This is a genomic window from Brachyspira murdochii DSM 12563 (assembly GCF_000092845.1).
Lineage (GTDB): Bacteria > Spirochaetota > Brachyspiria > Brachyspirales > Brachyspiraceae > Brachyspira > Brachyspira murdochii.
On the sequence record NC_014150.1, the window covers coordinates 3140304 to 3157967 of the forward strand.

At 25.2% G+C, this 17664-nt stretch carries 14 protein-coding genes; 4 read left to right on the forward strand and 10 right to left on the reverse strand.

Going from position 1 to position 17664, the window contains the following annotated elements:
* Positions 1-5 precede the first annotated feature (5 nt).
* Positions 6-2306, reverse strand: a complete 2301-nt coding sequence (locus BMUR_RS13835) for a DUF3536 domain-containing protein (protein ID WP_013115168.1) — start codon at positions 2304-2306, stop codon at positions 6-8.
* 186 nt (positions 2307-2492) lie between these two features.
* Between BMUR_RS13835 and BMUR_RS13840 the strand changes: the two genes are divergently transcribed.
* Both BMUR_RS13840 and BMUR_RS13845 read left to right on the forward strand, forming a co-directional pair.
* The gene (locus tag BMUR_RS13840; RefSeq protein WP_013115169.1) at positions 2493-3998 is read left to right on the forward strand and encodes a DUF4836 family protein; all 1506 of its coding nucleotides are present in this window, start codon (positions 2493-2495) and stop codon (positions 3996-3998) included.
* Positions 3999-4017: 19 nt separating this feature from the next.
* Positions 4018-4740 (forward strand): TlyA family RNA methyltransferase, encoded by a 723-nt coding sequence (locus BMUR_RS13845; protein WP_013115170.1) that lies wholly within the window; start codon positions 4018-4020, stop codon positions 4738-4740.
* On the opposite strand, the gene BMUR_RS13850 is transcribed toward BMUR_RS13845, so the two are convergent.
* From BMUR_RS13850 to trxA, 9 genes are all read right to left on the reverse strand, one after another.
* The gene (locus tag BMUR_RS13850; protein ID WP_013115171.1) at positions 4737-5942 is read right to left on the reverse strand and encodes a cyclic nucleotide-binding domain-containing protein; all 1206 of its coding nucleotides are present in this window, start codon (positions 5940-5942) and stop codon (positions 4737-4739) included. The genes BMUR_RS13845 and BMUR_RS13850 overlap by 4 nt on opposite strands.
* Positions 5943-5992: 50 nt before the next feature.
* Complete coding sequence (locus BMUR_RS13855) at positions 5993-7153, reverse strand: cyclic nucleotide-binding domain-containing protein (protein WP_013115172.1); 1161 nt, start codon at positions 7151-7153, stop codon at positions 5993-5995.
* A gap of 161 nt (positions 7154-7314) precedes the next feature.
* Positions 7315-8469: a cyclic nucleotide-binding domain-containing protein gene (locus BMUR_RS13860; protein WP_013115173.1), complete on the reverse strand. Its 1155-nt coding sequence runs from the start codon at positions 8467-8469 to the stop codon at positions 7315-7317.
* Positions 8470-8566: 97 nt separating this feature from the next.
* Positions 8567-9721, reverse strand: a complete 1155-nt coding sequence (locus BMUR_RS13865; protein WP_013115174.1) for a cyclic nucleotide-binding domain-containing protein — start codon at positions 9719-9721, stop codon at positions 8567-8569.
* Positions 9722-9783: 62 nt separating this feature from the next.
* The gene (locus BMUR_RS13870; RefSeq protein WP_013115175.1) at positions 9784-10941 is read right to left on the reverse strand and encodes a cyclic nucleotide-binding domain-containing protein; all 1158 of its coding nucleotides are present in this window, start codon (positions 10939-10941) and stop codon (positions 9784-9786) included.
* 139 nt (positions 10942-11080) lie between these two features.
* The gene (locus BMUR_RS13875; protein ID WP_013115176.1) at positions 11081-12268 is read right to left on the reverse strand and encodes a cyclic nucleotide-binding domain-containing protein; all 1188 of its coding nucleotides are present in this window, start codon (positions 12266-12268) and stop codon (positions 11081-11083) included.
* Between the two features lie 80 nt (positions 12269-12348).
* Positions 12349-13032 (reverse strand): hypothetical protein, encoded by a 684-nt coding sequence (locus tag BMUR_RS13880; RefSeq protein ID WP_013115177.1) that lies wholly within the window; start codon positions 13030-13032, stop codon positions 12349-12351.
* A 36-nt stretch (positions 13033-13068) separates the two neighbouring features.
* Entirely contained in the window at positions 13069-14886 is a 1818-nt protein-coding gene (locus BMUR_RS13885; protein ID WP_013115178.1) for a glycoside hydrolase family 10 protein, read from the reverse strand.
* Positions 14887-15053: 167 nt separating this feature from the next.
* Positions 15054-15371 carry a thioredoxin TrxA gene (gene trxA / locus BMUR_RS13890; RefSeq protein WP_013115179.1) on the reverse strand — a complete coding sequence of 106 codons (318 nt, stop codon included), beginning with the start codon at positions 15369-15371 and terminating at the stop codon, positions 15054-15056.
* 171 nt (positions 15372-15542) lie between these two features.
* Between trxA and BMUR_RS13895 the strand changes: the two genes are divergently transcribed.
* Together BMUR_RS13895 and BMUR_RS13900 are read left to right on the forward strand one after the other, a co-directional pair.
* Positions 15543-16253 carry a hypothetical protein gene (locus BMUR_RS13895; RefSeq protein WP_013115180.1) on the forward strand — a complete coding sequence of 237 codons (711 nt, stop codon included), beginning with the start codon at positions 15543-15545 and terminating at the stop codon, positions 16251-16253.
* Between the two features lie 19 nt (positions 16254-16272).
* Positions 16273-17490, forward strand: a complete 1218-nt coding sequence (locus tag BMUR_RS13900; RefSeq protein ID WP_013115181.1) for an HsdM family class I SAM-dependent methyltransferase — start codon at positions 16273-16275, stop codon at positions 17488-17490.
* Positions 17491-17664: the final 174 nt, after the last annotated feature.

Here is a 17664-nt window from a genome sequence, read left to right on the forward strand (position 1 = left end):
TATTTTTATATATTATCCATATTAAAGTTAAGCCAATATCCGAGCTCTTTAAATGATTTTTTCTCTTCATCTCTTTCAAATTTTATATCTCCGTTTTTATATTTCTGCAGTATTTTATAAAAAATATTTTCAAATGTGTTTCTGTCTATAGGCATATCATTATTTGATAGAAATTTTATATCTCTTAGAAGATCATAAGTTATAAACGGATTTCCAGTGTTATATAATTCATTTAATGCTGTTTTTATATTATCACCTATTAAACTTGATATACCGCTATTTGATATAAATATTCCGGCATTTCTAGCATCTTTCAAATTTTCAGAAACTTCATCGTATGCATCGCGTCCTCTTTCTGTAATTTTTTCTCTAAGTATAGGAGAAGCCATAGCTCCCATTATTCTTCTATAGTCATAGTCTGGGGTTATACTATTTAAATTAAAATATGTAAATAGTTTTCTGTATTCTGGGTATATTTGATGCATTAAAGTATCTAGTTTTTTGATATCCTCTTCAAATAAACTATCTGCTAATTTATCTCTTATATCTGATGTTAGATCTTTCAAATACATTGTGTAAATTGTAGCTTTATCTAAATTATCATAAACTTCCGATATTTGAATTTGATTTTTAAACTCATGGTTTTCTTTAATCATATGAACTTTGAAATATATATCAGCTGCTATATTATCTATTAATATACCTTCTACATAATTTTTTTCTATTTTAGTTGATTTTATTTCATGTTTGAAAATATTTATATTAATATCTCGGTATTCAGAAGCAGCAAGATTAAAGATAAAATAGTTTATAACATAAAGTTTAGTAAATACATCAACCTTAGCTTCTTTTTCATAAAAATATCTTGCATTATGATGTTCTGGCTTATTGCTTATAGATTTTTCTAATGTTTTTAAAAACTCTTTATGAGCATCATTTACAAAAGAAACACTTTTATCTTTTACTAATAATCTTGCATAATGGAAAGACTGCTCAGCGTACTGCATATTTTTTATAGGTTCAAGTCTTGATACATCTTCAAAGAACCAGCCGCATGAAGTATATGAGAATAGTGAGTATTTATAAGATTCCATTAAGAATACAAACTCTTTGAATGATATATATTTACTGCATATTTCGTATAAATCTTTTGCATCCAAATCATTATATATGGCACGCACATATTCTTCTCTTAAAGAGTTTCTAGTTTCATCAGTAAAGTCTAAAAATTCAGCGAATAATTTATCCTGCATTTTTCTTAATATATCGAAAGCATCACGCAAAGGACCTCTCCAAGATAAATCAAGCCCTTCCCAGCCTCCGCAGCCGCAGTTGCTTCTCCACCTTTCAACACCATGTGAACAGCTCCAAGATGTACCTCTTCTCCCTGTGCCTTCATGGAGTATAACCTCTTCTGTAGGAGGATACATACTTAAATAATGTTCATAATTAGTAGGGGTAATATTATCATAGTATACATTTTCTTTAAAATATCTTGCTAAACACATGTCGGCAAACGGCTCATGGTGTCCGTATGTTTCACCGTCAGTTGCTATATTAACAAGTCTTCTTTCTCCGTATGCATTTCTTATTCTCTCTGCGAGTTTATCTGAAGAGGTGAGTAAATGTTCAAATGCTATAGCTTGAGATACATAATGATCATAGAAAAATACAGCAACTCTTTTTCCATTATGTCCGTAAAGCCAATAAGGTTTTGATGTGTCAATTTTGGCACCTGAAACATCTATAGTGGTTATATTTTTTACATAATGTGCCTGATAAGGAGATAGTATTGTAAACTTAACTCCGCAGTCATATAAAGCATCAACTACATCCAAATTGATAGCAGTTTCTGAAAGCCACATACCGCTGGATTTTCTTCCGAAATATTTTTCAAAATTATATAGTCCCCATTTTATCTGCACTCTCATATCTTCTTTTTTTGCTAATGGAAGTATTATATGATTGTATACCTGAGCAATAGCGTTGCCGTATCCTAGTCTTGCTATACTTTTTTTATCAGCTTCTAATATTCGTTTTAACAGATCTTCTCTTGTTTTTGCTATATAATCAATAAGTGTAGGTCCGAAGTTAAAACTAATATATTCGTAGTTATTAGACATGTCAGTTATTCTGCCGTATCCGTCTAATATTCTTGAGTATGCATTAGGACTGTAGCATTCATTTGTTATTCTTTCATTCCAATCATGAGCTGGAGCTGCACTTGCTTCCTTCTGTATTTCCCCAAGAAAAGGATTTTCTCTAGGCGGCTGATAGAAGTGTCCGTGCAGTATTAAATATCTCATAATTTGTCCTGTAAAAATAAAAATAAAGTATATTTAATGATTATAAGTAATTTATATATATTTGCAAGATTTTTTTATATTATATCAAAATTTTTTATTTCTAAATTTGATTATACTTGACTTTTAATTACAGTCTAATATAATATGTTATAGGTAATAATATAACTTTTGAAGGAGCCATTCATTATGAAGAGAGTAGTATTAGCGGCATTATTTTTATTGATATTTAGCACATTTATATATGCTGTAGATAAAAAATATATACCTAACAATGCTGACAGCGTTTTTTCCTTAAATGCAGATACATTGGCACAAAAATCTGAAATTAATTTGCAGGATCTTTTAAATAAATGGTTTATGCAGAAATATGCTGACAGATATTTAGAATACAGAGATGATGAGTTTGTAGCTGAGGTTATGACTAATAGATTAAATGATTATATTGACTTTTCTAAAACAGCAAGAGTGGTTTTCTTCAATGGATATCAGCAAATGTCTATAATGCTTGATGTAAAAGATATTACTGAGCTTGATAAATTGATGATTAAAATGTCTAGCCAAGAAGATAAACTTGTTTCTATAGCTGACAATGCTGCATACAGATATTTAGCTTTAGATGAATATAATTTAATATCTTGGAACAATGAAGTATTTACAATTAGTTTGAAATTAAAAGATAATTATTGGTATAATGAAGAATTAAATAAAGATGATATAACAAATATAGCTAATTATATATTTATTAATAACACACCTTTGGATAATGAAACTTTTTTATCATTAGAAAATGAAACTAATGATGCTTCTGTTTGGGCTAATTTATCAGTATTAGCTGATGATACTTCTGATTTTGCTAGATTCTTATTTGGAAGAAGTTATGACGGCATACCAAGAGATAGTTATAAAGATGCAATTCTCACTTCAAAAGTTAATTTTAATAATGGCGAAGCAAATATAATGGTTGATAGCTATACCCCTAATTATCCTTATGATGCCTCTCTTTTAAAAAAACAATTAGCTGATAATATATACAGTTTTGCTAATGGTGAAAATAATTACGGCTTTCTTTCTTTGGCATTCAACAGTAAGGAGCTTGCAAATCATATGAGAAATATTATGGTAGATATAAATAATCTTCCATTTGAAGAAGAATTAAAAATTTTGGAAGAATATGGCATTGATGCTTATAAGTTTATAGAACTTTTAGGAGGAGATATATTTGTGTCTGTATGGGATAACCCTGATAATAATACAGACCCTAATATACTTGCTTCTGTTTCTATAACCGATGCAAGTTCTGTTGAAATAATACTTGATGCTTTATCAGAAGATTCTGCTGATGATATTTATACTATTGGCGGATATTTATGTTATATAAAAGATTCTATATTATATATTTCAAGCAATTCTGATATTATAGATTCTATTATTAATGGAGAGCTTCCAGCTTCATCAATATCTTCTGATAAACTTGATTTGGCAAAAAATAATACTATGTCTTTATATTTAGAGTTTGATCCTAATTTATCCTTGTATGGAGTAGGTGATGACTATACAGAGGCATTTGAATCTATTTATTTTACTTCTAATATATTAGAAAGTAATCATACTCAAATGATATTAAAAATTAATACAAGAGATAAAGAAAGAAATTCACTTTATATAATAAAATCTTTTTTTGGACTAGAATAATATTATATTTTTGTATAATATGAGATTAGATGAATATGTTTATAAAGAGGGATACACAGAAAGCAGGTCTAAAGCACAGGATATAATACTTGCTGGCTGTGTATTTGTAAACGGAGTAAAGGTAACTGCTAAGGCTCAAAAAATAAAAGATACAGATAATATAGAAGTAATTCAAAATATAAAATATGTATCTAGGGCTGGTGATAAACTTGAAAAGGCGTTTTCTGTATTTGATATATCAGTAGAAAATAAAATATGTTTAGATATTGGTGCATCTACTGGAGGTTTTACAGATTGTTTACTCCGTTATGGGGCTAAAAAAGTTTATGCTTTAGATGTTGGGCATAATCAGCTCGTTTATAAACTTCGTTCTGACAGTAGGGTAGTTTCTATAGAAGATTTTAATGCTAAAGATATTAAAAGAGAAATGTTTAATGATGAAATACCTTCTGTTGTGGTAAGCGATGTTTCTTTTATATCAGTTTCTAAAATAGCACCTGTAATATTTAAAGAATTAAATGATTTAGAGTTTTGGGTTAGTTTAATAAAACCGCAGTTTGAAGCAGAACGCGGAGATGTATCAAAAGGCGGCATTATTAAAGACGATATTTTAAGAGATAAAATAGTCAATAATGCTATTGATAGGATTACTAACTCCGGATTTAAAGAGATAGACAGAACAGTATCCCCTATAAAAGGTTCTAAAGGTAATATAGAATATTTGGCACATTTTGTTATTTAATTATTATTTTCTATTTTATATGAGTTTCTTTGTTTGTATATATCATATTCTTTATAAAACTCATCTACATTATTAACTACTAAATAACCGCCGTCTAGTATATTTAATGCCTTTATTTTTTTCAAATCATCTTCTATATTTGGTCTGTATTCTATACCTATCATAGAACATATATCATTTATATTATATTGAAAACTTATTCTGCTTACGCTTTTAAATAATAATTCATTTTTTATTAATGCTTCTATAATAATTACAAATTTACTTACTATATTATTCGCTTTAAATGCCCTTATTCTTGATATTGTACCGTATATTCTCATGCTCATTACTTTTACAAAATATAATCTGAGATTTCTGTCTGACTGTACCAAATTAACCGCATCTTCTTTTTTTATTAATTCTACTATTGAGTCATGAAGCACTATTGCTGTTGTTAAAAGTAATTTATTTTTTGAAAGCGGCGAATATCCGTTAAGAACATCATTTGTAGAGAGTACTCTTCTTGTAACTTGTTTATTATCAAATATATTATACACTCCAATCTGTCCGTACTTTATAACATATAGATAATCACTCGCCTGAAGTTCTGTATAAATACAAGTTCCTTTCTTATATTTGTATATATTGTCTTCAATATTTTCTGCTTCTTCTATAGGTTTTATATTACCAAATAGATTGTTAAGTTCTTTTATTTTATCATCGTTATTTGGATATAATTCAGCGTATTTTTTATATAGTTTATAGGCAGCATCTTTAAATCCATTTTTAGAATATATTTTACACATTTCTATTATATTGATATTACTCATTCTATTTCTGTGACTGTTGTAATATGGATTGTTTTCTTTATTTAGAAAATAATAATACCTGTTGAGCCATCTTTCTATATTAATTAAAAGATAATCATATATCTTATTAATAAGACTTACATTATCGATTTTTTCTATTTCATTGATATTCATTTCTATTACTTCTACATCTTCTAAAGCTTTAACTGTTGAAAAATAAGGTTCATTTAAAACAGCATTAAATAATCCTATAATTTCTCCTTCTTTATACTCTATAGTATAATTATCAGCAAAATAACTGTATACAATAACACTTCCTTTCTTTATTATAAAGAATGTATATTTAGGTTCCTGACCTTCTATAAAAATAGTAGCTGATTTATTGAATTTAATAGTATTATAATTTAACATAGTCAATCCATATATAGTTTGACAATATTTTAATACATTTATAGAGTATGTCAATAATTATTTTTTTGATATTCGTGATATTCTTTGAAAAAATTATTTATATTAGTTATCTTTATGTATTTATCTTTTACAATTTCTACAGATTTAATTTTTCTTAAATTATTAAGAATATCATTTTCAGATATATTATTCACTGAGTTTTTCATATCGTCTATTGTATGATACAACAGTATGCTTTCTGATTCTTCAAATAAAATTTCTATTTTTAATATAGTAGATATTATTATAAATAATTTTAAAGTTATATTTTCTTCTTCTATTGCCCTTATTTTATATAATACATTAATAATTTTTACAGACATCATTTTTATATTGTATGATCTTAATTGCTTATCTTTAATAATCATTTCTAAAAACTCTTCTTTTTGTAAAGTTTTTACATACGATGTTTCTAATGCTATTGCTGAAGTTAATAGAGGTTTATAATCAGACTTTGGACCGTATCCGTCTAGTATGTAATTTTTGCTATATGCTTCTCTTAATAAAAGATTTCCGTTAATAGCATTATAAACACCTATTTTTCCAGACATTATTATGTATAAAGAATTACTTGGTTTTAATTCAGTATAAAGACAGCTGCCTTTCATATATAAATATATATTATCGCTGAATTTTTTAGGCGGAGGCATAGGTTCTAATTTTGATAATTCTATTTTTACGCTTTCCACATCTTCAGTATAATCAAATTCCTTTATATACTCATCATATAATTTATAAGCAGCATCATAAAGTTCATTTTTTTTATATATTTCTGCTATAACAAATATGCTTTCTTTATAATACAAATCCAGTTTGTTTTTGACCAAATTACTATAATATTTAGAAAGCCAAGTTTCAAGTGTAGAGTTTAAATAATCATATATTTTTTTTATTAAATCTGTATTTGTCAAATTTTTAACATCTGAGAGATTCATTTCTATTACTTCTGTTTCTTCAGTTGTTTCTATTGTTACAAAATAAGGCTCATTGGTTGCTAAATTCATAAGCCCCGCAATAAAGCCTACATCATATTCTCTGTCATAATTTTTTGAATTGCTTGAATATGATTTAGCTTTTCCTCTGGTTATTATATAAAATACATCTTTAGGGTAGTTACCTTCTTCATAGATTAAATAATTTTTTGGAAATTTTGAAGTTTTATAATTATTCATTTTATAATATTTATATTTATTATTTTACTACTTTTAATTATAATTATTTTTTGAAAAAAAACAAGAAAATTTAATACATTACTAAAAATATTATGTTCTTAATATTTTTGCGGTTTTGCATATTATATTTTATTCTGTTAGCAGTTTATTAAAAATATTGCTTAAACCGTATATTTTTTGTATTCTTCAAAATAACTTTGAAAATTAGATATTCTTATAGCATTAAAAGAATCAAGCTCCAAATATTTTATTTTATTGAGTGCCGTGCATATTTCCTTATTGCTATATTCTATATTCAGCATGTTCTTTAAATCTTCTATTTTATAAGGGAGATTAACATATTTGGTTTTATTAAATAGTGTTTCTATTTTTAGAATGGAGTATATTAATATCATTAATTTTATATTCAATTCTTTTGTGTTGATAGCTTTAATTTTTAAAATAGCACTGTTGATTTTTGTCGCTGTAATTTTTATATAATTAGCTTTGAACTCTGTATCTGTATTTATTATGTTCATTAAGTTTTCTTTTTTTAAAACTTCTATTATAGAATCTTCAAGTACTATAGCTGTTGTGAATAGTGCTTTATATTCCAAAACAGGTCTGTAGCAGTTTATGATATAGCCGGAGGGATAAATCAGTCTTACAGTTTGTTTTGAATTTACTATGCTGTATATTCCTATTTTACCAGATTTAATAATATATATATTACTGCTTGGTTCAAGTTCAGAATATATACAGTATCCTTTTTTTACTTTATAAATATTTTCTCTTATTTTTTGCGGCTTATCTGCAGGTTTTGTATGCAGCATTAATTTTTTAGCACTATTTATATGAGAATCATCTTCAAATAGTCTTATACAGCTTGAACATATTTTATACGCGGCATCTGAAAAATTATTATCATTATAGATATTTGCCATAGTTAATATATCTTCTTTATTATATAAGTCTGCTTTATTTTTGGTTATCATAGTATAATATTTGCTTAGCCAGCTTTCTAATATATAAGAAAAATAATTTGAAATTTTATCTATTAAATTATAATTATCTATTTTGGTAAGATTTTCCACTTTTATATGTAAAAGTTCTACATCTTCTATTACTTCAACTGTTGAGTAGTATGGTTCGCCTGTTATTGCTGAGATTAAACCTATTATATCTCCTTCTTTATAATAATTTATATGTGTCTCATAAAATTTATTATATGCAGCAGCTTTTCCTTTAACTATTATATAGAAATATTTTTCAGGTTCTTCTCCGTCTTTAAATATGATATCTGATTTTTTAAATTTTACTTTATTATACTGTTCCATTTTTCTCTGTTATATTTAATATATTATTAAAATGTACAATATAATTATGTCAACAATAAAAATTGATAGGCTTTATCACTAATAATAGTAGAAATTATTATTTTGTATAATCTTCATATTCTTTAAAATAATTTACTATATCTATTACTATGATGCTGTTTAAAGAATCTAATTCTATATATTTAATTTTTTTTAATTCAGAATATATTATTTCATTTTCTATATCTAAGTTAAGCATATTTTTTATATCATCTATTTTATATAATAGTTTTAAATATTCAGGCATAGAAAATAATGTTTCTATTTTTAATATAGAGTATATAATTAATATGAATTTATGTCTTATATTTTCTTTTTTTACAGCCTTAATTTTTAATACTGTACTTATAATTTTTATTGAAATCATTTTTATAAATTTAATTCTAAGCTCTGCATTACTATATAGGTTCTTTATAAGTTCATCTTGATTTATAATTTCTATGACAGAATCCTCTAAAGCTATTACAGTTGTGAGGAGCGGCTTATACTCCAATACGGGACTATATCCGTTTATAATATATCCTGATGTATATACAGCTCTTGTGATATATTTACCATTAATTATATTGTATACTCCTAACTTTCCAGATTTTATATAATATATGTAATTACTGATTTCTAATTCACTGTATAGACAGTATCCTTTTGTTATTTTTAATAAATTTTTTTTGATGTATTCAGGTTTTTTAGCTGGAGTTAAAGATTTTATAAAATTGTTCACTTTATCAATATTGATATTTTCTTTAAATGAATTTAAATATGCTTTGCAAAGTTTATAGCTTGCATCTATAAATCCGCCTTCTTTATAAATGCTTGCCATAGTTAATATATCATCTTTGTTATAAAGATCTATTTTATTTTTAGTAATTATCGAATAGTATTTGCTAAGCCACCTTTCCAATATAAAAGATAGATAATTTGATATTTTATTTATTAAATGTTTATTATTTAACCTATTAATATTTTCTGTTTTTATTTGCCACAATTCACAATCTTCTGCTGTTTCAGATGTAGAATAGTAAGGCTCTCCTGTTACAGATTGAATTATACCTATAATTCCGCCTTCATTATATTTTATTGTAAAATTATCACAAAAAGTATTGCAGGATAATATTTTTCCTCTAGATATTATATAGAAATAATCTTTTGCTTCTTCTCCGTTTCTAAATATAACGGTTCCTTTTGTATATTTTACTAATTTGTATTTATCCATATACTTAATACACGTATAAAATATTTACAATTAAATTATAATACTTAGACAAATTATGTCAACTAAAATATATAATTTTTGTATTTTTTTATATAATTTATAACATCTGATACTTTTATGTTTTTTAAATTGTCTATTTCTATATATTTTATATTTTGTAATTGTGAATATATATCTTTATCAGAATTATTTATATTAAGCATATTTTTTATATCATCTATTTTATATAATAATTTTAATGTTTTCATATCTTTGCAAAATAATGTTTCCATTTTTATTATAGAATAAATAATAATTATTAGTTTTTTATTTAATTCTTTTGTATTGATAGATTTAATTTTTAATACAGCATTATAAACTTTCATAGCAGCCATTTTTATAAAATCCATTCTCAATGCCCTATCTTTGTCTATCATCTTTACCAAATCTTTTTTGCTTATAATCTCGATGACAGCATCTTCAAGAATTACAGCAGTAGTTAAGAGAGGCTTATATTCAAGAGATGGCGGATATCCATTGATAATATATCCGTTTGAATAAACACTTCTAATAATTTGTTTTTTATTTAATATACTATAGATACCAATTTTACCTGATGTAATTATGTAGATATGGTTTGCAGGATCAATTTCTGAATATAAGCAGTATCCTTTTTTAAATTTAAAAGATGTTCCTCCTATATGTTTAGGTTTTTCAGATGGTTTTATATTATTTAATATTTTTTTTATCTCGTCTATGTCATTATTATCAGGAAATATCTGCAAATATTTTTCAGCCATTTTATAAACAACATCTGTATAACCATTATTTTTGTAAATTTCTATCATAGTCAAAATGTCATCTTTATTATACAAATCCACTTTATTTTTAGCTAGAATTGTATAATATTTGCTAAGCCAAGTTTCTAAAACGAGATAGAGATAATCATATATTTTATATAATAATTCTTCATTATTGATATTAATTATACTGTCTGTTTTTATTTTTATAACTTCTGTTTCCTCTATTACTTCTATATTGGAAAAATACGGTTCATCTATAACAGAAGAGACTAGTCCTAAAATACTTCCTTTTTCGCTGTTATATTTATAAGATTTATAAAAATCATTATAACATAAGGTTTTACCTTTAGTAATTATATAAAAATAATTTGAGGGTTTTTCCCCAGACTTTATAATAATATCATCTTTATTAAATTTGATGATATCATATTTAGACATAATACTCCTATAAAAAACACTATTATTTTTTAGACTTCACTATTATTAGGCGGTCATTATAATATAAAGGATAATTATGTCAATATTAAAAAATTAATATTTAACTATGTATTAAAAATATAAATAATTTCATAAAAAATCATTCTATTATATTTGAAGTGGAGTTTCTTTTTCTATACATATTATACTCATTAAAGAAGTTCTGTACATTTGGAATAATTATTTTGCCTTCTCTTGAAAATAATATTACTTTCGTTTTATTCATTTCTGATTTTATATAATCTGCATTTTCAATTCCAACCATAGCACATATATCATTAGCTGTATATGGAAGTTCTAAAAATTCAGCATTTTTATCAAACAATAATGCTGTTTTTGCAAATGAATATATCATATTATAAAATTTACCAACTCTGCTTTTTATGCTTATGCTGTAGCTTTTTATAACTGTATTGTATATTCTTCTAGCCATAATGTTTACTAAATGATACTGTAGTTTTGTATTTGTAGATGCGAGTTTCAAAAAATCTTCTTTATTGACTATCTGTAAAACAGTATCTTCTAATACTATGCAGGTTGTAAGAAGAAATTTGTTGCCTAGTATAGGTTTGTATCCTATGATATTTCCGCTTTGGAATATAATTCTTGTTATGAGCCTTCCGTCAAATACGCTATATACGCCTACTTTTCCGTCTCTTATTACATAAAGTTCAGTGTTGCTTTCTAATTCAGAGAATATACAGCTTCCAGACTTATATTCAAATAAATTATGGTTTATTTGTAAAGGAGCTTCTATTTTTTCATTTCTTTCTATCGATAATATTTTATTATTTACTTCACTATGATCTCTATCTGGGAACATTTCTATTATTTTTTTATACATATAAAGAGCTGCAGATTTAAAGCTATTTTTTTCATATATTTCTGCTATTTCAAAAGCATTATTTTCTCTGTAATTTTCTATATTTAATGTTTCTGCCAATTTATGAAAATATTTTCCAAGCCATATTTCCATAAATTTTATTAAGTGTTTATATATACTTTCTATTATTTTGCTATCTTCGATATTATATATATCTTTTATATGTATTTCTATTAATGTTGCATCTGTTACAGCAATAGCAGTAGAGTAATAAGGTTCTGATAATATAGCCGGAACTATACCTATTATATCACCTCTTGTAAACTCAAAATTTGTATTTTCTATGACATAATTTTTATCTATTATAGTTCCTTCTTTAATTATATAAAACACATCGCCTGAATTTTCCCCTGCCACGAATACAGCAGAGTCTTTTTTAAACTCAACAACATTAAAATCTATCATAATAATAACCCCTAAACTTAATATAATATATTATACTTTATAATTTTTATATAACAAGAATATATAATTACTTTTTTACATTAAAAATTATTATATTTTAGAGCAAATGTTTTGTTATTAAATGAATCTTCTATTATTATACTATCTTCTTTGAAGTATGCATTATATGTAAAATACAAATTATGATTATATTTATCGAATATTAATTGTCTTATACTAACTATATTAATATAGTTTTGGCTTTTAAATATATTATTAGAAAAGCTGTACAGCATATAATCAAATATTCTTTTATATGCTCCATTCTCTTCTTTGGTTATATAAAATCCATAGAAAAGTATTTGATTATTATAATATTCAAAGTCTATAAAAACCCAAATGCCATTAAGCTGATTATTATTATATAATGGTTTATTATGATAAAAATTGAATATGTTATTTTGATTATTTAAATCTAATATTGAAAAACCAGATAAATCTCTATTAAATATAAAATAATTATCAGTATGTTTTATTATTTTATACATACGCGAATCATCACTTTTATAATTATATATTAATTCATCTTTTTTATACAAGGTTCTGTCATATCCTATAATATCCTTATTATGAATAAATCCGGTGTATTTTTTATGAATTATATAATAATCATCATTTAATATAGTTTTCTTTTCTTTTTGGAAATATTCATCTTCAAACAAAATACCATATTTAAGCCAATGATTTTTATAGAATTCTGTGTAGTATAAATTTTCTAATACCATATTATAATTATATTAATAATAATTGTATTTGTCAAATTAATCATTTATTATTTTTAAATATTCACTTTCATTATGTATTCTGTCAAGTGCTGTAATGTAATATATGTAAGTCTTTTTTGATGTTGCAGTTTTATCTTTATATACTATTTTAGAGTTGGTATTAAAATTTGTTCTTCTTATTTTGTCTATCAATTCTATACCGCTTTCACCTACAGTTTCTCTGTATATAACATAATATGATGATATAGAAGGTAATACATGTCCGTATTTATCAGTTTTGTATTCGTTAGGGTCTGTAAATGATATTTCTATGCCTCCGAAAACCTTTTTTATAGAAGGATTTTCTAATTTAATAGGAGCTTCACTCATATTTTTCATTGTATTCATAGTAGGTACTATTGCTTTGAATATATAATTATTTTCTTTTATATATTTTAATGCTAAGTTTCCAAAATCTCCGCTGTCTCTATCTTTTTTATACATACTATGCATAGTAAAAAAAGATGAGCCTTTTATAGAGTTTATTCCTATTTTTCTTATATAATCTATTTGTTCAGAGATAAGTTCTATATTCTGCCAAGGTTCGGTATTAGTTTCTCTTCCCATTTTATATAGTGCATGACCTATATATAAATCAGCAGTATTTGTTGCTCTTGCTTTTTTATATTCATTAACCCACCATTTTACTATAGTATCAAAAGGTGCTGTTTTATGATAAGAACTCCAATACACTTGCGGTATTACAGCATCAATATACATTCTGTTTAAACCGTCTTTATCTGAAGCATTTTCTAATGAAGATGTCTTTTCTCCGTTAAGAAGCCACAATAAAACATCAGCATGCAGAGCATCAAAATTAGGATTATATGATTGTGTAGCACTTCCATATTTGCTTCCTATATATTCAGAAAGCTTTGTATTATTTCTCCAAACTCCTGCGGGGGATATAGTCCATTTTACATAAGGCTTTCTTGATTTTATTTCTTTGTATAAATCACTTACAAGTCTGTTTATATTATCTCTTCTCCAAGCATAAAGCCCATTTACACCATAATCATCATAAGATGTATTATTAATATCGTATCCGCTTTTTTCACCGTATTTTTCTGCACTTATTCTATCAGGCCAATCCTTATATGTTTTACCTCCTGCAGCATTTTGATAAAAATAATCGTCAAAGTGTATGCCGTCAACATCATAATTCTCAACTACTTCAATAACAGAATCTATTATATATTTTGAACTTATAGGCTCACCGGGATCTAAATATATTCTGTTATCATACCAATGTATAGGCTTAAGATTATTAGATACATATGTATGAATAAAGTTCTTTTTAGAAAATTGTTCTTCATAAGTTTTGTTTGTATCATAAGTTAAAGACATTCTATATGGATTAAACCATGCATGAACTTCTAAATTTCTTTTATGTGCCTCATCTATTATAAACTTAAGCATATCAGTTTTGAAAGGGTATTCGTCTTTTTCATCGCTTGAAGCTGTACCAAAAAAATATCTTGTTGTAGGATTAATCTTTGATGGAAATATTACACCAGCATCTGGTTTTACCTGCACAAATACAGCATTAAAATTATTTTCATATAATGTATTTAAATGTTTTATAATAAGTTTTTTCTGTTCATTTTCGCTTCCGCCCTTTATAGGCCAATCTATATTAGCAACAGTAGAAAACCATGCCGCTCTGAACTCTCTGTATAATGGATTTAGGCTTCTGTCTTCTTCCATATTTTTTATAAGCATTGTTCTTAATTTATATGGCACTGCAATATTTACAGTTTGACATGAAGTTATTAATAATATTGTAAGGGATATTAATATAATGATTTTTTTCATATTTAATTCATTTTTTATTATTGATTTATTATTGATATATTTTTCAGATTATATACTTAATAGTAATAACAGTCAATATATAGATACGATTTTGATAAAAAATAAAAAAGGGACTTATAAAAAGCCCCTTTATTAAATTCTAAAATATAAGTTAATAATTAAAATAATTATAGCATACTGTCTACCATAGCTTTAATATTTTCTATAGTAGCTTCTTCTTTAGTAACTTCTTTAACTTTAGCACCATCTTTATAAACAGCTATTGTAGGAAGACCTAATATTTTTTCACGAATAGCTAATCTTCTAGCTTTAGAAGTATTAAAAGAATAGAATGGAACTTTTCCTTCATATTCTTTAGCTAATTCATGAACATGAGGCATTAATGCTTTACAAGGTTCGCAAGTATCGCCAAAATAGTCTACTAAACATAAATCCTTTGAATTAATAACTTTTTCATCAAAATTATCTTTATTTAATTCTTCCATTATAAAACTCCAGAGATATATTTTTATAATATACATTATATAAAAAAAACATTCTTAGTCAAGCTAAAAATATATTATTTTTTATAAAATCTACTTATTAATATGTAAATTAAAGCTGTTTAATTTGAAGTTTATCTTGACAATTTTTAGTATTATGAATATATTAATACAATGCTTAGTGATATTTTTATAGACATACAGAAGAATAAAAAAGAATGGCTGAAAAGCAAAGAGGGCAATGAGTTTGAAGACAGATTTGAAGCTTCTTTAAAAAGATACGGATTTAATAGAAGAATATCAAGTGATAAAGAGATAAAGAATATACTCTCATCTGTAAAAAATGATGTTTTAGATAAAAGCTCTGATAAAATAATCGATAATATTTATGCCTCAAAAGATAAAAGTATGGAAAACTGTTTTATATGCCAGCCTTATGGAAGTCAGAATTTTCCAGACTTTTTAATATTTACAGATAAAAAAATCATTGCTGTGGAGATAAAATACAGCAGCGGTAAATCATCTAGTCCTATGTGGAACAGTAATTTACCTAAGGCTAATGCTGTTTATATATTTGGCTCTTACGGAAGGGGAGATGTTACTTTTTTTATTGGAGGAGATGTTCTTCCTATGAATGAGAGAAATGAGTTAATAAAATTTTTTGAAGAGATAAAAAAACTTGAAGATAATTTCAAAATTAAAATGAAAAAAGAAAGTAAAAATAATCTGTTTGCATATAAATTTGACAGAGGCTTTAATGTATATGTTAGACGAGCCTATGAACAGAATAAAACTATAAATATTAATGCTAAAATAGATTATTTTCTTCATGAAGACAGAATAAAATGCGAAAATAATGTAATAGAGTTTTGTAATAGTTTATAATTTGCTTAAGAGAGAAATAATGCAGGAAGAGTATACAAAAGAAAGTTTTGATTATCTTAAAAATACTGATATAGAAAAAAGAAAAAGACTAGGGCAGTACTTTACGCCTAAAAGTATAAGAGAGCTTCTTTTAAAAAAATTAATATCCATTTCAGATAAAAAAGACAATGTGAAAATATTAGACCCTGCATGCGGAAGCGGGGAATTTATCTTATCTTTCAAAGAATATTTTAATAATCCTCATCTCTATGGATTTGAGATTGATGAGAGTTTAGTTTCTATTTCAAAAAAGTTAATAAATAATGCTGATATAAAATGTATTGATACTTTGAAAATAGATATAGAAAAATCTATTAAATATGATTATGTTATAGGCAATCCTCCTTACTTTGAGTTTAAGCCAGATAAAGAAACGAAGAAAAAATATTCTGATATAATAAGCGGAAGAGTTAATATATTTTCTATATTTATAAAACTAGGTTTAGAGCTTTTAGAAGACGGCGGATATTTAGCTTATGTTGTTCCTCCTTCTATGAATAATGGAGCTTTTTTTAGTAAATTGAGAGAGTATATAATTAATAACAGCAGTGTTGAATACTTGCATATTGTAGAGGGTTCTGATAATTTTTATATGGCAAATCAAAAAGTTATGCTTTTAATACTAAAAAAAACTAATAGTCATAAAAATAAAAAATATATATTTTCAAAAAATGGTATTACGATATTTACAGAAGATAAAACTTTTTTAAACAATGCTTACAAAAATACTGTCAGCTTAAAAGATATAGGATATGCTGTAAAAACAGGAAGCATTGCTTGGAATAAATACAAAAAAAATCTTACAGAAGATAAAAATAATTCTATCCCTTTAATATATTCATCAAATATAGTTAATGGAAAAATAGTTATACCAAATAAAAGAAAACTTCAGTATATAAAAAATATTTCTAAAGAGTTGATAATAAAAAATAATGTTATAGCAGTTAATAGAATAACAGGCTCACACAAAAACATCAATATAAAATCGGCAATAGTAAAAGAAAAAGAGTTTGTATGTGAGAATCATGTTAATGTTATATATCCTTTGAAGAATTATGATAAAACCTATTCATTAGAGTATATTTATAATGCTTTAAATGATGAAACTAATATAAAAGTATTAAGTCTTATAACGGGAAACACTCAGGTATCAAAAACAGAATTAGAAAGGCTTCTTCCAATAAAGATTATAAATTAATAATTTTTATTAGTTTGACAAAATATATTTTTAATGATATAATAAAAAACATATTAAAGAGAAACTCTAAACTCTAAACTCTAAACTCTAAACTCTAAACTCTAAACTCTAAACTCTAAACTCTAAACTCTAAACTCTAAACTCTAAACTCTAAACTCTAAACTCTAAACTCTA